This window comes from Paenibacillus pectinilyticus (assembly GCF_001700435.1).
In the GTDB taxonomy this organism is placed as follows: domain Bacteria; phylum Bacillota; class Bacilli; order Paenibacillales; family NBRC-103111; genus Paenibacillus_E; species Paenibacillus_E pectinilyticus.
Map to the genome: position 1 here is coordinate 22,805 of NZ_LYPC01000029.1, position 16,320 is coordinate 39,124.

14 protein-coding genes are annotated in these 16,320 nt (G+C 44.0%); all 14 read left to right on the top strand.

Going from position 1 to position 16,320, the window contains the following annotated elements:
• Positions 1-337: 337 nt before the first annotated feature.
• Positions 338-3,877 carry a DNA-directed RNA polymerase subunit beta gene (gene rpoB / locus A8709_RS31555; protein WP_065858848.1) on the top strand — a complete coding sequence of 1,180 codons (3,540 nt, stop codon included), beginning with the start codon at positions 338-340 and terminating at the stop codon, positions 3,875-3,877.
• 69 nt (positions 3,878-3,946) lie between these two features.
• Entirely contained in the window at positions 3,947-7,567 is a 3,621-nt protein-coding gene (gene rpoC, locus A8709_RS31560) for a DNA-directed RNA polymerase subunit beta' (protein WP_065858850.1), read from the top strand.
• 184 nt (positions 7,568-7,751) lie between these two features.
• Complete coding sequence (locus A8709_RS31565) at positions 7,752-8,003, top strand: ribosomal L7Ae/L30e/S12e/Gadd45 family protein (RefSeq protein WP_065858852.1); 252 nt, start codon at positions 7,752-7,754, stop codon at positions 8,001-8,003.
• Between the two features lie 161 nt (positions 8,004-8,164).
• Positions 8,165-8,584: a 30S ribosomal protein S12 gene (gene rpsL, locus A8709_RS31570; protein ID WP_028557500.1), complete on the top strand. Its 420-nt coding sequence runs from the start codon at positions 8,165-8,167 to the stop codon at positions 8,582-8,584.
• Between the two features lie 44 nt (positions 8,585-8,628).
• A complete protein-coding gene (gene rpsG, locus A8709_RS31575; RefSeq protein WP_028557499.1) occupies positions 8,629-9,099 on the top strand; it encodes a 30S ribosomal protein S7 in 471 nt (156 codons plus the stop codon).
• Between the two features lie 39 nt (positions 9,100-9,138).
• Positions 9,139-11,214: an elongation factor G gene (fusA, locus tag A8709_RS31580; RefSeq protein WP_065858854.1), complete on the top strand. Its 2,076-nt coding sequence runs from the start codon at positions 9,139-9,141 to the stop codon at positions 11,212-11,214.
• Positions 11,215-11,253: 39 nt separating this feature from the next.
• Positions 11,254-12,444 carry an elongation factor Tu gene (gene tuf / locus A8709_RS31585; RefSeq protein WP_028557497.1) on the top strand — a complete coding sequence of 397 codons (1,191 nt, stop codon included), beginning with the start codon at positions 11,254-11,256 and terminating at the stop codon, positions 12,442-12,444.
• 412 nt (positions 12,445-12,856) lie between these two features.
• The gene (gene rpsJ / locus A8709_RS31590; RefSeq protein WP_028557496.1) at positions 12,857-13,165 is read left to right on the top strand and encodes a 30S ribosomal protein S10; all 309 of its coding nucleotides are present in this window, start codon (positions 12,857-12,859) and stop codon (positions 13,163-13,165) included.
• Positions 13,166-13,208: 43 nt separating this feature from the next.
• Positions 13,209-13,832, top strand: coding sequence for a 50S ribosomal protein L3 (gene rplC / locus A8709_RS31595; protein WP_029196463.1), 624 nt, complete (start codon positions 13,209-13,211; stop codon positions 13,830-13,832).
• A gap of 16 nt (positions 13,833-13,848) precedes the next feature.
• Entirely contained in the window at positions 13,849-14,475 is a 627-nt protein-coding gene (gene rplD / locus A8709_RS31600; RefSeq protein ID WP_065858858.1) for a 50S ribosomal protein L4, read from the top strand.
• Positions 14,472-14,762 carry a 50S ribosomal protein L23 gene (gene rplW, locus A8709_RS31605; RefSeq protein WP_028557493.1) on the top strand — a complete coding sequence of 97 codons (291 nt, stop codon included), beginning with the start codon at positions 14,472-14,474 and terminating at the stop codon, positions 14,760-14,762. The genes rplD and rplW overlap by 4 nt, the downstream gene beginning before the upstream one ends.
• Before the next feature lie 29 nt (positions 14,763-14,791).
• On the top strand, positions 14,792-15,622 hold the full coding sequence (rplB, locus tag A8709_RS31610) for a 50S ribosomal protein L2 (RefSeq protein WP_028557492.1): 831 nt from the start codon (positions 14,792-14,794) through the stop codon (positions 15,620-15,622).
• 51 nt (positions 15,623-15,673) lie between these two features.
• The gene (rpsS, locus tag A8709_RS31615) at positions 15,674-15,952 is read left to right on the top strand and encodes a 30S ribosomal protein S19 (RefSeq protein ID WP_028557491.1); all 279 of its coding nucleotides are present in this window, start codon (positions 15,674-15,676) and stop codon (positions 15,950-15,952) included.
• A gap of 29 nt (positions 15,953-15,981) precedes the next feature.
• Positions 15,982-16,314, top strand: a complete 333-nt coding sequence (gene rplV, locus A8709_RS31620) for a 50S ribosomal protein L22 (RefSeq protein WP_028557490.1) — start codon at positions 15,982-15,984, stop codon at positions 16,312-16,314.
• Positions 16,315-16,320: the final 6 nt, after the last annotated feature.

A 16,320-nucleotide genomic window follows, 5' to 3' on the forward strand; every position in this document is an offset into this window, starting at 1 on the left:
GGAATTTGTTTGACTTGACATTTCAAATGTGATATTATAAAAAAATGTCAGTATTAAGATGGGACACATGTCTTTAGTTAACAAAAATGTCAAGTCTTTTTTTCAGCTGAGATGAATAAAATTTGAACCAGCAACGTATAATGTTTGAATTTTGGGAAATTCTAACAGGATGAGAAGAGATACTTGCAGAAGCTTTGTTGAATACAGAGAAAAACCTTCATCCATACAGTCGCTTATTCGGACGGGCTCCACTAACGGAGGCGTCCTGAGTGTACGTCGGTCGAAGTTTTTCTTCTTTCTTTTTATTTATTGAGTAGAGTTGAGGGGTGAATGAAAGTTGGCGGGACATCTTGTTCAATTTGGACGACGTAAACGCAGGACTTATGCACGTATTAATGAGGTGCTGGGCATTCCAAACCTAATTGAAATCCAGCAAAAATCGTATGAGTGGTTTTTGGAAGAGGGACTTCGTGAGATGTTTCAGGATATCTCCCCGATTCAGGATTTTACAGGGAACCTAGTACTGGAGTTTATTGACTATAGCTTAGGCGATCCTAAGTATTCGGTTGATGAATCCAAAGAACGCGACGTAACATATGCGGCGCCGTTAAGAGTCAAAGTCCGTTTGATTAATAAGGAGACTGGCGAGGTCAAGGAACAAGAAGTGTTCATGGGGGATTTCCCTATTATGACCGATACAGGAACGTTCATTATTAACGGTGCGGAGCGTGTAATCGTCTCCCAGCTCGTTCGTTCGCCCAGTGTTTATTATAGCACGAAAGTGGATAAAAACGGCAAAAAAACTTACACGGCGACAGTCATTCCGAACCGTGGAGCATGGCTGGAGCTTGAGACAGATGCGAAGGATATCATCTATGTTCGTATCGACCGCACGCGTAAAATTCCAGTTACCGTATTGCTTCGTTCATTAGGATTTGGCACGGATGCTGAGATACTAGATTTGCTTGGTGATAATGAATATATTCGTAACACGCTCGATAAAGATAACACGGATTCTACGGAAAAAGCGTTGATTGAAATCTATGAGCGTCTTCGTCCGGGCGAGCCTCCTACACTTGATAATGCAAGAAGCTTGATCGTTGCTCGTTTCTTTGATCCGAAGCGTTACGATTTGGCGAACGTAGGTCGCTACAAAATCAACAAAAAATTACACATCAAAAACAGATTGTTCAATCAACGTTTGGCTGAAACATTGGTGGATTCCGAAACTGGAGAAATCATTGCTGAAGCTGGACAATTGTTGGATCGTCGTGTGCTTGATGAAATCCTTCCTTTTATCGAAAAAGGCGCAGGATATAAAGAGTTTACAATTCCTAAAGGTGTAACTGGCGCGGATACAATCCCTGTTCAGTGCATTAACGTTTATTCGCCGACTGAAGAAGGCAAGGTTGTTAAGGTTATTTCGAATGGTGTTATTGATAAAGCTGTCAAGAACATCACGCCTGCCGATATCATTTCGTCCATTAACTACTTCATTAACTTGTTGCATGGTATTGGAAACACGGATGATATTGACCATCTTGGTAACCGTAGACTTCGTTCTGTAGGTGAATTGCTTCAAAATCAATTCCGTATCGGTCTATCCCGTATGGAACGTGTTGTTCGTGAGCGTATGTCGATTCAAGACGCTAACGTGATCACGCCGCAAGCGTTGATCAACATTCGTCCTGTTATCGCGTCGATCAAAGAGTTCTTCGGTAGCTCCCAGCTTTCTCAGTTTATGGACCAAACGAATCCGCTTGCTGAATTGACGCACAAAAGACGTCTGTCTGCACTCGGACCCGGCGGTTTGACGAGAGAGCGAGCAGGGATGGAAGTTCGGGACGTGCATCACTCTCACTATGGTCGTATGTGCCCTATTGAGACGCCTGAGGGACCGAATATTGGTTTGATCAACTCCTTGTCCACGTTTGCCCGTATTAATGAGTATGGCTTCATTGAGGCGCCGTACCGTTGGGTAGATCCGAAGACTGGTTTGGTAACTGACCAAATCGCTTACCTGACTGCGGATGAAGAAGATAACTACGTTATCGCGCAAGCGAATGCGAAATTGACGGAAGATAACAAATTCGTCGAAGACGCGATTATCGTTCGTTACAAAGATGATAACTTAACACTTCCGGTTGAACGTGTCGATTACATGGACGTTTCTCCGAAACAAGTTGTCTCTGTTGCGACAGCGTTGATTCCGTTCCTTGAAAACGATGACTCCAACCGTGCGTTAATGGGTTCCAACATGCAGCGTCAAGCTGTTCCACTTCTTATTCCGAAAGCACCGCTTGTTGGTACAGGAATGGAGCACAAGGTTGCTAAGGACTCAGGAGTATGTATTGTCTCCAAATTCGATGGAATTATTGAGAAAGCTGCTGCGAATGAAATTTGGCTGCGCCGCCAAGAAATGGTGGATGGCAAGCTAGTCAGCGGTAACGTCGTTAAATATAAGCTTCACAAATTTATGCGTTCCAACCAAGGTACTTGTATTAATCAACGTCCGATTGTTAAAAAAGGTCAATTGATTAAAGCAGGCGATATTCTTGCTGATGGACCATCAACCGAACAAGGCGAATTGGCACTTGGACGTAACGTAGTCGTAGCTTTCATGACTTGGGAAGGTTACAACTATGAGGATGCGATCTTGCTGTCCCAAAAGCTTGTTAAAGAAGATGTGTACACATCCATTCATATCGAGGAATACGAGTCTGAAGCTCGTGATACGAAGCTTGGGCCAGAAGAAATTACTCGCGACATCCCGAACGTAGGGGAAGACGCACTTAAAAACCTTGATGAGCGCGGAATCATCCGTGTTGGTGCCGAAATCGGTGCTGGCGATATCCTTGTTGGTAAAGTAACACCGAAGGGTGTAACGGAACTGACAGCGGAAGAAAGATTGCTACACGCGATCTTCGGTGAGAAGGCTCGTGAGGTTCGTGACACGTCCCTACGCGTACCGCATGGTACCGATGGTATCGTTGTTGATGTAAAAGTATTTACGCGTGAGAACGGCGATGAGCTGCCTCCTGGTGTGAACCAACTTGTTCGTGTCTATATCGCTCAAAAACGGAAAATTTCCGAAGGCGACAAAATGGCGGGACGTCATGGTAACAAAGGGGTAGTAGCACGTATTCTCCCTGAAGAAGATATGCCTTTCCTTCCTGATGGTACGCCGGTTGAAGTCGTTCTGAACCCACTAGGGGTTCCTTCACGGATGAACATTGGTCAAGTATTAGAAGTTCACTTAGGTATGGCCTCCAAGTATCTTGGTATTCATGCTGCTACACCGGTATTCGATGGAGCGCGTGAGTATGACGTATTTGATGCGATGGAAGAAGCTGGTATGCAACGTAGCGGTAAAACGATTCTGTACGATGGTCGTACAGGCGAGTCCTTCGAACGCGAAGTAACCGTAGGCGTTATGTACATGATCAAACTGGCACACATGGTTGACGATAAAATCCATGCCCGTTCCACAGGACCTTACTCCCTTGTTACTCAGCAGCCGCTGGGTGGTAAAGCGCAGTTCGGTGGACAACGTTTCGGGGAGATGGAGGTATGGGCGCTTGAGGCTTATGGAGCTGCTTATACATTGCAAGAGATCCTTACTGTTAAGTCAGATGACGTTGTTGGTCGTGTGAAAACATACGAATCCATCGTTAAAGGTGAGAACGTGCCAGAACCAGGCGTTCCGGAATCCTTTAAAGTTTTGATCAAAGAGCTTCAAAGCTTAGGTATGGATGTCAAAATCCTATCTGGCGACGAAGAAGAGATCGAAATGCGCGAAGCGGACGATGACGATGAAGTCACTAGCGATAAATTAAACCTAAACATCGAGGGCACCGAGCTAGGGGTCAATGAATAATATTTTCGCAATAGATCGAGAACGATTCACTGTTACAGTGGGTTTAAATTCTTAAAGGAGGGTTGCTCCTTGATGGACGTTAACAACTTCGAGTTTATGAAAATCGGCTTGGCATCACCCGATAAAATTCGCTCTTGGTCCCGTGGGGAAGTAAAGAAGCCGGAAACGATTAACTACAGAACCTTAAAACCTGAGAAAGAAGGTCTTTTCTGTGAAAAGATCTTCGGACCTACGAAGGATTGGGAATGTCATTGCGGTAAATACAAACGTGTACGCTATAAAGGCGTCGTTTGTGACCGTTGTGGTGTTGAAGTAACCCGTCAAAAAGTACGTCGTGAACGCATGGGGCACATTGAACTTGCTGCTCCTGTTTCACACATTTGGTACTTCAAAGGGATTCCTTCCCGTATGGGCCTTGCGTTAGATATGTCTCCAAGATCTTTGGAAGAAATCATCTACTTCGCATCCTACGTAGTAACGGATCCAGGTGATACACCGCTTGAGAAGAAGCAACTATTGTCTGAGAAAGAATACCGTAGCTATCGCGAAAAGTACGGCTATGCTTTCCAAGCAGGCATGGGTGCGGAAGCTGTCAAAAAGCTTCTTATCGATATTGATATCGAACGCGAAGTAGAAACACTCAAAGAAGAACTCAAAACAGCTCAAGGTCAACGTCGTAACCGCGCGATCAAGCGTCTAGAAGTTATGGAAGCATTCCGTAACTCCAAGAACTTGCCTGGTTGGATGGTACTGGATGTACTTCCGGTTATTCCACCAGAACTTCGTCCGATGGTACAACTTGATGGTGGACGTTTTGCGACATCCGATTTGAATGATCTCTATCGCCGTGTTATCAACCGTAACAACCGTTTGAAGAGATTGCTCGACCTAGGCGCACCGGATATCATTGTTCAAAATGAAAAACGGATGCTGCAAGAAGCGGTTGATGCATTGATCGATAATGGTCGTCGCGGCCGTCCAGTAACAGGTCCAGGTAACCGTCCTTTGAAATCCCTCAGCCATATGCTGAAAGGTAAACAAGGTCGTTTCCGTCAGAACTTGCTCGGTAAACGTGTTGACTACTCGGGTCGTTCCGTTATCGTTGTAGGACCTAACCTGAAGATGTACCAATGTGGTCTTCCGAAGGAAATGGCGCTTGAACTATTCAAGCCTTTCGTTATGAAAGAGCTTGTGAATAAAGGGTTGGCTCATAACATCAAGAGTGCGAAACGTAAAGTTGAGCGCGTAAGTCCGGATGTATGGGATGTTCTAGAAGAAGTTATTAAGGAGCACCCGGTTCTTCTAAACCGTGCCCCTACGTTGCATAGACTTGGTATTCAAGCTTTTGAACCGATTCTGGTAGAAGGCCGCGCGATTAAATTGCATCCGCTTGTATGTACAGCTTACAACGCTGACTTCGACGGTGACCAAATGGCGGTTCACGTACCATTGTCCTCAGAAGCACAAGCTGAAGCTCGTTTGCTCATGCTAGCATCAGGTAACATTTTGAATCCGAAAGACGGTAAACCGGTTGTTACGCCTTCACAGGATATGGTTCTGGGAAGCTTCTACTTAACAACGGACAACAAATTTGCTAAGGGTGCAGGTTCTATCATTAGAACGGTACACGAAGCAGTTTCTTCTTACCAATCCGGCAAAATGGCACTTCACGCGCGTGTAGCGATTCCTGCTAAAGCGTTGAACAAAACAAGCTTCACAGATAAACAACAAGACGCTATGTTGATTACGACAATTGGTAAAATCATTATGAACGAAATCTATCCTGCTGATTTCCCATTCATTAATGAGCCGACCAAGACGAACCTTCTGAACGGTATTCCAGATTCGCACTTTGTTTTTGAAAAAGGTGCAGATTTGAGAGCGATCATGTTGGAACGCGATGAGAACAAAGCGGTAGGTAAAGAATATCTTGGATCCATCATTGCCGAGTGTTTCCGTAAGTATCACACAACGCAAACATCAATGATTCTAGATAAAATTAAAGAACTTGGATTCACGTATTCCACCAAAGCGGGTATTACCGTAGCTGTCTCCGACGTTGTTGTTCCAACGGAAAAAGTAGCAATCCTTAAGGAATGTGAAGAGAAAGTACGCGTAGTTACGAATCAATACCGTCGTGGTTTGATTACAGATGAAGAGCGTTATGACCGCGTTATTGCGATCTGGAGTAAAGCGAAGGATGAAATCACAGACATCTTGATGAAATCCCTTGATAAATACAACTCCATTTCCATGATGGTTGAATCCAAAGCACGGGGTAACAAATCACAGATTACACAGCTTGGCGGTATGCGTGGTTTGATGGCGAATCCATCCGGTAAGATTATGGAGTTGCCGATTAAATCGAACTTCCGTGAAGGTCTGACAATCTTGGAATACTTTATTTCCACGCACGGAGCGCGTAAAGGTCTTGCCGATACAGCACTTCGTACAGCGGATTCCGGTTACTTGACGCGTCGTCTCGTTGACGTTGCGCAAGATGTTATTGTTCGTGAAGATGACTGTGGAACAGACAAGGGCTTCATGGTTAGCAAAATTCAAGACGGTAAAGAGGTTATTGAGGATCTTTACGATCGTATTGAAGGCCGCTATGCATATGAAACGCTTCGTCATCCACAAACAGGTGAAGTTATCGTTCAACGCAATGAGCTTATCGAAGCAGGTATTGCAGATAAGATTATTGAAGCAGGTATTGAGAGACTTCAAATCCGTTCTGTTCTTAGCTGCCGTACGAATCATGGTGTTTGTAAGAAATGTTACGGCCGTAACTTGGCTACTGGTCAATTCGTTGAGGTTGGTGAGGCAGTTGGTATTATTGCCGCGCAATCCATTGGTGAGCCAGGAACACAGTTGACGATGCGTACGTTCCATACCGGTGGTGTTGCCGGAGACGATATTACACAAGGTCTACCGCGTATTCAAGAGCTCTTTGAAGCACGTAATCCTAAAGGTCAAGCGATCATTTCTGAAATCGACGGTGTCGTGAAAGAAATTCGTGAGGCGAAGGATCGTCGTGAGATTGAAGTTCAAGGTGAAGCAGAATCCAAAGTGTATGCAGTTCCTTACGGATCTCGCGTTCGTGTTTCGTTGAATCAACAAGTTGAAGCTGGTGACGAGTTGACGGACGGATCTATCGATCCGAAAGAAATGCTTCGCATCAAAGGTATTCGCGGCGTTCAGAACTATATTCTTCAAGAAGTACAACGTGTATATCGTAACCAAGGGGTAGAAATTAACGATAAGCACATTGAAGTTATGGTTCGTCAAATGTTACGTAAAATCCGCATCGTTGACGCGGGAGATACGACGCTTCTACCTGGTTCATTTGTTGATATCCATGAGTATGAAGCAGCTAATAAAGTTGCTTTGTTCGCTGGTAACGAGCCTGCTGTTGCCCGACCTATCTTGCTTGGTATCACGAAAGCTTCCCTTGAAACGGACTCCTTCTTGTCCGCAGCGTCTTTCCAAGAAACAACTCGTGTCTTGACAGATGCAGCGATTAAGGGGAAAGTCGACCAATTGTTAGGATTGAAAGAGAATGTTATCATCGGTAAACTGATTCCTGCGGGAACAGGTATGCCAAGATACCGTAACATTCGTATCACCAATCCGAATGAGGTTGTCGTTCAAGATGAAGATTTGGAAAAAGAAACGGTTGCTGTTGAGTAACTTTATATAGGCAATTAGAGGTAGCCACTTGAGTTGGGGTGTGCTGCCTCTTTTTTTCTGGAATAAAGGGCGATTGAATTCTACGAAAATAAAGATATAACTCTTGACACTCGCTGTCCAAAATGCTAATATATCGTAGTGTGCCTAAGTCGATATTCTTTCCTTTCTTTTAAGGGGGTGCCTAATGTCTTATGAAATAGTCAAACAGGCCAAGAATAGATGTGTAGGCACGAAGAAAGTTACAAAAACAGTCGAGCAAGGTAAAGCGATTGAAGTTTTTGTTTCTAAAGATGCAGATCCGCGATTGACGATAAATCTGGTAGCCCTCTGTACGCAGAGAGGTATACCTGTAACCTACGTAGATTCTATGAAGATGCTAGGTAAAGCATGTGGAATTGAAGTTGGAGCTGCGGTAGCAGCTGTTGTAAATGAATAAACGCTAAAGACGTTTTTGTTGGTGGACCTAGTTAGGTAAGTACTAGTGACTTGAACAGCTATCCATGGCAAAGACTTTCTCTTTGCTCATTTATGACTCGCCTGGATCTGTGGGCTTGCAAGAAACACATCATGTTATGAATGTAGGGAGGAGGTGGCGATATGCCAACAATTAACCAACTAGTACGTAAAGGTCGTCAAGCGAAGGTGGATAAGTCCAAATCACCAGCTTTACAAAAAGGTTTTAACGCTTTGAAAAGAGAAGCAACGGATTTGAGCGCTCCTCAAAAACGTGGTGTCTGCACGCGTGTAGGTACTATGACTCCTAAGAAGCCTAACTCCGCACTTCGTAAATATGCACGTGTTCGTTTAACGAACCGCGTAGAGGTGACAGCTTACATTCCAGGTATCGGTCACAACCTGCAAGAACACAGTGTTGTATTGATCCGTGGAGGTAGAATTAAAGATCTTCCAGGGGTACGTTATCACATCGTGCGTGGCGCGTTAGATACTTCCGGTGTTAACAACCGTAAGCAATCCCGTTCCAAATACGGTACGAAACGTCCGAAAGTTAAAAAATAAGAGATAATAATCAGGAATGATTCTTATAAGAAAGGGGGATAACTATGCCTCGTAAAGGTCCAGTTACTCGCAGAGACGTATTGCCAGATCCAATTTATAATAGCAAACTAGTTACTCGTCTTATCAACCGCATCATGGTTGATGGAAAAAGAGGGGTAGCACAAACGATTCTATACAACGCTTTTAACCTCGTGAAAGATCGTACAGGTAAAGAGCCGATGGAAGTGTTTGAAGCTGCTATCAAAAACATTATGCCAGTACTAGAAGTTAAAGCTCGCCGTGTTGGTGGAGCAAACTATCAAGTGCCTATCGAAGTTAGACCTGATCGTCGTTCGACATTAGGTTTGCGTTGGTTGGTTAACTATTCCCGTCTTCGCGGTGAGAAGACGATGGAAGAAAGATTGGCTTATGAAATTATCGATGCTAGCAATAGCACTGGTTCTTCCGTTAAGAAACGTGAAGATACACACAAAATGGCTGAAGCTAACAAAGCTTTCGCTCACTACCGTTGGTAGAATTCTAAAACAATTAATAGAAAGGAGACATAACGACCTATGGCTAGAGAGTTCTCCTTAAAAAACACACGTAATATCGGGATCATGGCTCATATCGATGCTGGTAAAACGACAACAACAGAGCGTATCTTGTACTACACTGGTAAAGTTCACAAAATCGGAGAAGTGCACGAAGGTGCAGCTACGATGGACTGGATGGAGCAGGAGCAAGAGCGCGGAATCACGATTACTTCCGCTGCTACAACTGCGCAATGGGAAGGTCACCGCATCAATATTATTGATACCCCAGGGCACGTTGACTTTACCGTTGAGGTAGAGCGTTCCCTTCGTGTGTTAGATGGAGCGGTTGGTGTATTTAGTGCGAAAGAGGGCGTTGAACCTCAATCAGAAACAGTTTGGAGACAAGCTGACAAATACAACGTTCCACGGATTGCTTACGTAAACAAAATGGATATCATCGGTGCAGACTTCCTGCAAGTAGTTGAATCCATGCGTCAAAAACTTGGTGCAAATGCTGTAGCTATTCAACTTCCAATCGGTGCTGAGAGTGATTTCAAAGGAATCATCGATTTAGTTGATCAAGTTGCGTATATGTACAAAGATGATCTTGGTAAGGATATCGAGAAAGTGGAGATTCCTGCTGAGTTCGCTGATCAAGTTGCAGAACTACGTTTGGAACTTATCGAGAAAGTTGCTGAGCTTGATGAAGAGCTTACAATGAAATATCTTGAGGGTGAAGAACTTACTGTTGATGAGATCAAAGCAGCTCTACGTAAAGGTGTCTGCGAAGTGAAAATCTTCCCAGTTATCGTAGGGTCTTCTTACAGAAACAAAGGTGTACAATTGATGTTGGATGCAGTTATTAACTACCTTCCTTCACCACTTGATGTACCTGACATTAAAGGTGTACTTGACGATGGTACTGAAGTGGTTCGTAAGTCTGCTGATGATCAACCTTTCTCAGCGCTTGCATTTAAAATCATGACAGATCCTTTCGTTGGTCGTCTTACTTTCTTCCGTGTTTACTCTGGTACCTTGAACTCCGGTTCCTATGTCTCTAACGCGACAAAAGGAAAACGTGAGCGTGTTGGTCGTATTCTTCAAATGCATGCGAACGCACGTCAAGAGATCAGCATTGTATACGCTGGTGATATCGCCGCGGCTGTTGGATTGAAAGATACAACAACTGGTGATACACTTTGTGATGAGAAACACCCAGTTATTCTTGAGAAAATGGTCTTCCCAGAACCGGTTATCCAGCTTGCTGTTGAACCGAAGACGAAAGCCGACCAAGATAAAATGGGTATCGCATTGCAAAAACTTGCAGAAGAAGATCCTACTTTCCGTGCTTCTACAGACGAAGAAACTGGACAAACGATCATCGCAGGTATGGGTGAGCTTCACCTTGAGATCCTCGTTGACCGTATGCTTCGTGAGTTCAAAGTAGAAACCAATGTTGGTAAACCGCAAGTTGCTTACCGTGAAACATTCCGTGCAGCAGCTAAAGTTGAAGGTAAATTCGTTCGTCAATCCGGTGGTCGTGGTCAATACGGACATTGTTGGGTTGAGTTCGAACCGCAAGAAGCTGGCGTAGGTTTTGTCTTCGAAAACAAAGTTGTGGGTGGAGCTATTCCTAGAGAGTATATTGCACCTATTCAAGCTGGTATCGAAGAATCCATGAAGAACGGTGTAATCGCAGGATTCCCTCTCGTGGATATCAAAGCTACAGTTGTTGATGGATCGTACCATGATGTTGACTCCAATGAAATGGCGTTCAAAATCGCGGGATCCATGGCACTTAAAGCAGCTAAAGAAAAATGTAAACCGGTTCTTCTTGAGCCAATCATGAAGGTAGAAGTTACTGTACCTGAAGAGTACATGGGCGATGTTATGGGTGACCTTAACTCCCGTCGTGGACGTATCGAAGGTATGGATAGCCGTCATGGAGCACAAGTCATCCGTGCTAAAGTGCCATTGTCCGAAATGTTTGGTTACTCCACAACACTTCGTTCAAGAACACAAGGCCGTGGTGTTTACTCCATGGAACTTTCACATTATGAAGAAGTACCTAAGTCCATTGCAGAAGAAATTATTGCAAAAGGCAAAGGCGCTTAATATAAAAATATTAGTCACTCTAAGGAGGAATCGTTTAAAATGGCAAAGGCTAAATTTGAACGTAACAAACCGCATGTTAACATCGGAACTATTGGTCACGTCGATCATGGTAAAACAACTTTGACAGCTGCTATCACTACAGTATTGTCCAAAAGATACGGTGGAGCTGCAGTAGCATTCGACCAAATCGATAAAGCACCAGAAGAGCGCGAGCGCGGTATCACAATCTCCACAGCTCACGTTGAGTACGAAACTCCTAACCGTCACTACGCACACGTAGATTGCCCAGGACATGCTGACTATGTTAAAAACATGATCACAGGTGCTGCTCAAATGGACGGCGCTATCCTAGTAGTATCCGCAGCTGATGGCCCTATGCCACAAACGCGTGAGCACATTCTTCTTTCCCGTCAAGTAGGCGTACCATACATCGTGGTATTCCTTAACAAATGTGACATGGTTGAAGACGAAGAGTTGCTTGAATTGGTTGAGATGGAAGTTCGCGACCTTCTTAACGAATATGAGTTCCCAGGCGATGATACTCCAATCATCCGTGGTGCAGCTCGTGAAGCTCTTCAAAACCCAGATGGTCCTTGGGCTGACAAAATCATCGAGTTGTTCGAGCAAGTTGATACTTACATCCCAACTCCTGAGCGTCAAACAGACAAACCTTTCCTTATGCCAGTTGAGGATGTATTCTCAATCACTGGTCGTGGAACAGTTGCAACTGGTCGTGTTGAGCGTGGTACTGTTAAAGTACAAGAAGAAGTTGAAATCGTTGGTATCGCTGAAGAAACTCGTAAATGCATCGTAACTGGTGTAGAGATGTTCCGTAAATTGCTTGATTCCGCTCAAGCTGGTGACAACATCGGAGCTTTGCTTCGTGGTGTTGATCGTAAAGATATCGAGCGTGGACAAGTTCTTGCGAAACCGGGTTCAGTTAAACCACACACGAACTTTACAGCTCAAATCTACGTTCTAACTAAAGAAGAGGGTGGCCGTCATAAGCCTTTCTTCACTGGTTACCGTCCACAGTTCTACTTCCGTACAACTGACGTAACGGGTATCATCTCCCTTCCAGAAGGAACAGAGATGGTAATGCCAGGTGATAACATCACAGTTACAGTTGAACTTATCAACCCAATCGCAATCGAAGAAGGAACACGCTTCGCGATTCGTGAAGGCGGACGTACAGTTGGTGCGGGCGCGGTTGCTACAATTCAAAAATAATCTCTCTTTGAGAGATCGGAACATCCATCGATTTATCGGTGGGTGTTTTTTTATTTCTATATAAGATATGTGTAGAATAATGTTTCGATTGACGTCGTGATCGGATTGGAAACAGAATGCAGTGGTTTTAATAAGTTGCTTCTATTATAATGAGGAAACTGAGTTAGACAACGAGTCGTGAGTGGCTAAAAATGAAGCAAAATTCATGTTCAAATAATTATGTGTATTTGCCTAAAATTTCACTTGCTTTTCGTTTTAGAATTTTATATAATATTAAACGTTGGTCTGTGACGTTGCGATGATGCGAAAGGTTGCCGACACACCAGGCCCCTTTGCCATGGGGATGGCTGTTGGAGAATTTTCGCGGAGTATGTCCGATAATAAATTGGGCGATAGAAGGAGGGACTTTTAAATGGCAAAGCAAAAAATTCGTATCCGTTTGAAGGCTTATGATCACAGAATTATTGATCAATCTGCTGAGAAAATCGTGGAAACTGCCAAGCGTTCCGGTGCAGGTGTATCCGGTCCGATTCCGCTTCCGACAGAGAAGCAAATCATCACGATTCTTCGTGCGGTGCACAAGTACAAGGATTCGCGTGAGCAATTCGAGATGCGTACGCATAAGCGTCTAATCGATATTGTGAATCCAACACCACAAACAGTTGATGCTCTAATGCGTCTAGACTTACCGTCTGGCGTTGACATTGAGATCAAACTGTAAAACAACTATAGAGTTAACAATGGAAGGAAATGAGGTGTCAACGATGAAAGGTATCTTAGGGAAAAAACTTGGGATGACACAGTTGTTTACTCCGGAGGGTAATGTTGTTCCGGTAACTGTCATTCAAGCAGGACCATGTGTGGTACTGCAAAAGAAAGATGTGGATAACGATGGTTATGAGTCGATCCAAATCGGTTTTGATGATGTAAAGGCTAGCCGTATCATTAAACCAGAGCTTGGCCATGCGAAAAAAGCAGGGGCAACTCCTAAGCGCTACGTTAAAGAAATTCGTGGCATTCAGTTGGGTGACTATGAAGTTGGTCAAGAGCTGAAAGCAGATCTGTTCACAGAGGGCGAATTCGTTGATGTAACGGGTACTTCCAAAGGTAAAGGGTTCCAAGGTAACATCAAAAGACATAACCAATCCACTGGGCCAATGGCACACGGATCACGTTATCACCGCGGACCAGGTTCGATGGGTTCAATCCAAGCTAACCGTGTTCCTAAAGGTAAGAAATTGCCAGGACACATGGGTAACGAAACAGTAACACTTCAAAATCTTCAAATCATTAAAGTAGATGCTGAACGTAATGTATTGCTAGTTAAAGGTTCCATTCCGGGTCCTAAAAACAGCTACGTTAGCGTGAAGTCTGCTGTGAAAAAGTAAGAAAGGAGGAAGACAGATGCCAAAAGTAGCTTTATATAATGTAACAGGTGCTCAGGTAGGAGAAGTTGAACTGTCTGACGTTGTTTTCGGAATTGAACCTCACGTTCATGCGATTCACGAAGCTGTTCTTTTGCAACAAGCAGCTGTGCGTCAAGGGACTCACAAAACAAAAGGTCGTTCAGAAGTACGCGGCGGTGGTCGTAAACCTTGGAAACAAAAAGGAACAGGCCGCGCTCGTCAAGGTAGTATTCGTGCTCCACAGTGGAAAGGCGGCGGTACCGTATTCGGACCAACTCCTCGTAGCTATGGTTTCAAATTACCAAGAAAAGTTCGTCGCTTAGCGATCAAATCCGCTTTGTCCTCGAAACTTATCGATAACAACTTGATCGTTCTGGATCAACTACAAATGAATGCTCCGAAAACGAAAGAATTCGTAGCTATTCTGAACAACCTGAAAGTAGATTCCAAAGTACTAGTTGTAGGCGTTCCTAACGACTCCAATGTTGCTTTGTCTGCTCGTAATATCCCAGGTGTGAAATTTGTTGCTGCTGATGGAGTTAACGTTCTTGATGTCATGCTTTATGACAAATTGATCTTAACACAAGAGGCTGTACAGAAAGTTGAGGAGGTGCTTGCACAATGAAAAATCCACGCGACATTATCAAGCGCCCGATCATCACTGAGCGTACAAGCGACCTAATGGCTAACAAAAAGTATGTTTTCGAAGTGGATCTTCGCGCTAACAAAACAGAAATTAAACAAGCTATCGAAGCAATCTTCAAAGTAAAAGTTACAAATGTAAACACATTGAGAATGCCTGCTAAGCCTAAACGTTATGGCAAACACTCTGGTTACACTTCCATCTGGAAGAAAGCTATCGTGTCCCTAAGCGCAGAAAGCAAAGAATTGGAATTCTTTGAATCCGTATAACCCATTTCTTAAAGTAAGGAGGAAACAGAGTGCCAATTAAAAAATATAAACCAACCTCACCAGCACGTCGTGCGATGTCGGTTTCTACTTTTGAAGAAATCACAACATCAACACCGGAGAAATCCTTGCTTGCACCATTGTTCAAGCATGCTGGTCGTAACAACCAAGGTAAAATTACGGTTCGTCACCATGGTGGTGGACACAAGCGTAAATACCGTATCATCGATTTCAAACGTACTAAAGATGGAATACCAGGACGCGTTGCTACAGTTGAGTACGATCCTAACCGTTCCGCGAACATCGCATTGATCCATTATGCTGATGGCGAGAAAAAATACATCATCGCTCCTAAAGGTCTTAAAGTGGACGATCGTATCGTTTCTGGACCACAAGCAGATATCAAAGTAGGTAACGCTCTTCCATTGGAAAACATTCCAGTTGGTACAGTTATCCACAACATTGAGTTGAAGCCTGGTAAAGGTGCACAATTAGTGCGCGCAGCTGGTACAGAAGCTCAATTGCTTGGTAAAGAAGAGACTTACGTAACCATTCGCCTTTCATCCGGTGAAGTTCGTAAAGTACTTAAAGTTTGCCGCGCGACTATCGGTTCTGTTGGTAACGAAGATCACGAACTAGTGAAAATCGGTAAAGCAGGACGTAATCGTTGGAAAGGCAATCGTCCACAAGTTCGTGGGGTTGTTATGAACCCGAATGATCACCCACACGGTGGTGGTGAAGGACGTGCACCAATCGGACGTAAATCACCTATGTCTCCATGGGGTAAACCGACGCTTGGTTTCAAAACTCGTAAAAAAGGTAAAGCATCCGATAAATACATTGTACGTCGTCGTACGAAGTAAAAATCGCGGATATATGAATTCTCTTGAGGTTCAAGGAAGGGAGGAACACCCATGGGTCGCAGCTTAAAGAAGGGTCCATTTATCGATGGACACTTACTGAAAAAAGTAGAGGACTTGAACACTTCTGGCAAGAAACTAGTTGTCAAAACGTGGTCCCGTCGTTCTACAATTTACCCGCAATTCGTTGGTCACACTTTCGGAGTATATGACGGAAGAAAACACGTGCCAGTATATGTAACGGAAGATATGGTTGGGCATAAGCTTGGTGAATTTGCTCCAACACGTACGTATAAAGGTCACGATGACGATAAGAAAACCGGAAAACGTTAATTCATTTTTAACCGAGAGGAGGTACTACCATGCAAGCTAAAGCAATATTGAACCACGCTCGGATTGCTCCTCGTAAAGCAAAGCTAGTTGTTGACTTGATTCGGGGAAAAGCGGTAGGTGAAGCGATCGCAATTTTGCGTCATACACCGAAGGCAGCTTCTCCAATTCTGGAGAAACTATTAAATTCCGCAATTGCCAATGCAGAGCATAACTATTCATTAGATCCAAACAAACTTGTTGTATCCGAGACTTTCGTAAATCAAGGGCCAACAATGAAAAGATTCCAACAACGTGCAATGGGCCGCGCTAGCGCGATCAAAAAACGTACCAGCCACATCACAATCGTGGTATCTGAAAAATAAGGAGGG

Bases quoted from the DNA above. Each gene is read 5' to 3' on its own strand.
- rpsJ (WP_028557496.1), top strand. From the start codon at position 12,857: ATGGCAAAGCAAAAAATTCGTATCCGTTTGAAGGCTTATGATCACAGA.
- rplD (WP_065858858.1), top strand. From the start codon at position 13,849: ATGCCAAAAGTAGCTTTATATAATGTAACAGGTGCTCAGGTAGGAGAA.
- tuf (WP_028557497.1), top strand. From the start codon at position 11,254: ATGGCAAAGGCTAAATTTGAACGTAACAAACCGCATGTTAACATCGGA.
- rplV (WP_028557490.1), top strand. From the start codon at position 15,982: ATGCAAGCTAAAGCAATATTGAACCACGCTCGGATTGCTCCTCGTAAA.
- rpsS (WP_028557491.1), top strand. From the start codon at position 15,674: ATGGGTCGCAGCTTAAAGAAGGGTCCATTTATCGATGGACACTTACTG.
- rplW (WP_028557493.1), top strand. From the start codon at position 14,472: ATGAAAAATCCACGCGACATTATCAAGCGCCCGATCATCACTGAGCGT.
- rpsG (WP_028557499.1), top strand. From the start codon at position 8,629: ATGCCTCGTAAAGGTCCAGTTACTCGCAGAGACGTATTGCCAGATCCA.
- rpsL (WP_028557500.1), top strand. From the start codon at position 8,165: ATGCCAACAATTAACCAACTAGTACGTAAAGGTCGTCAAGCGAAGGTG.
- fusA (WP_065858854.1), top strand. From the start codon at position 9,139: ATGGCTAGAGAGTTCTCCTTAAAAAACACACGTAATATCGGGATCATG.
- A8709_RS31565 (WP_065858852.1), top strand. From the start codon at position 7,752: ATGTCTTATGAAATAGTCAAACAGGCCAAGAATAGATGTGTAGGCACG.
- rplC (WP_029196463.1), top strand. From the start codon at position 13,209: ATGAAAGGTATCTTAGGGAAAAAACTTGGGATGACACAGTTGTTTACT.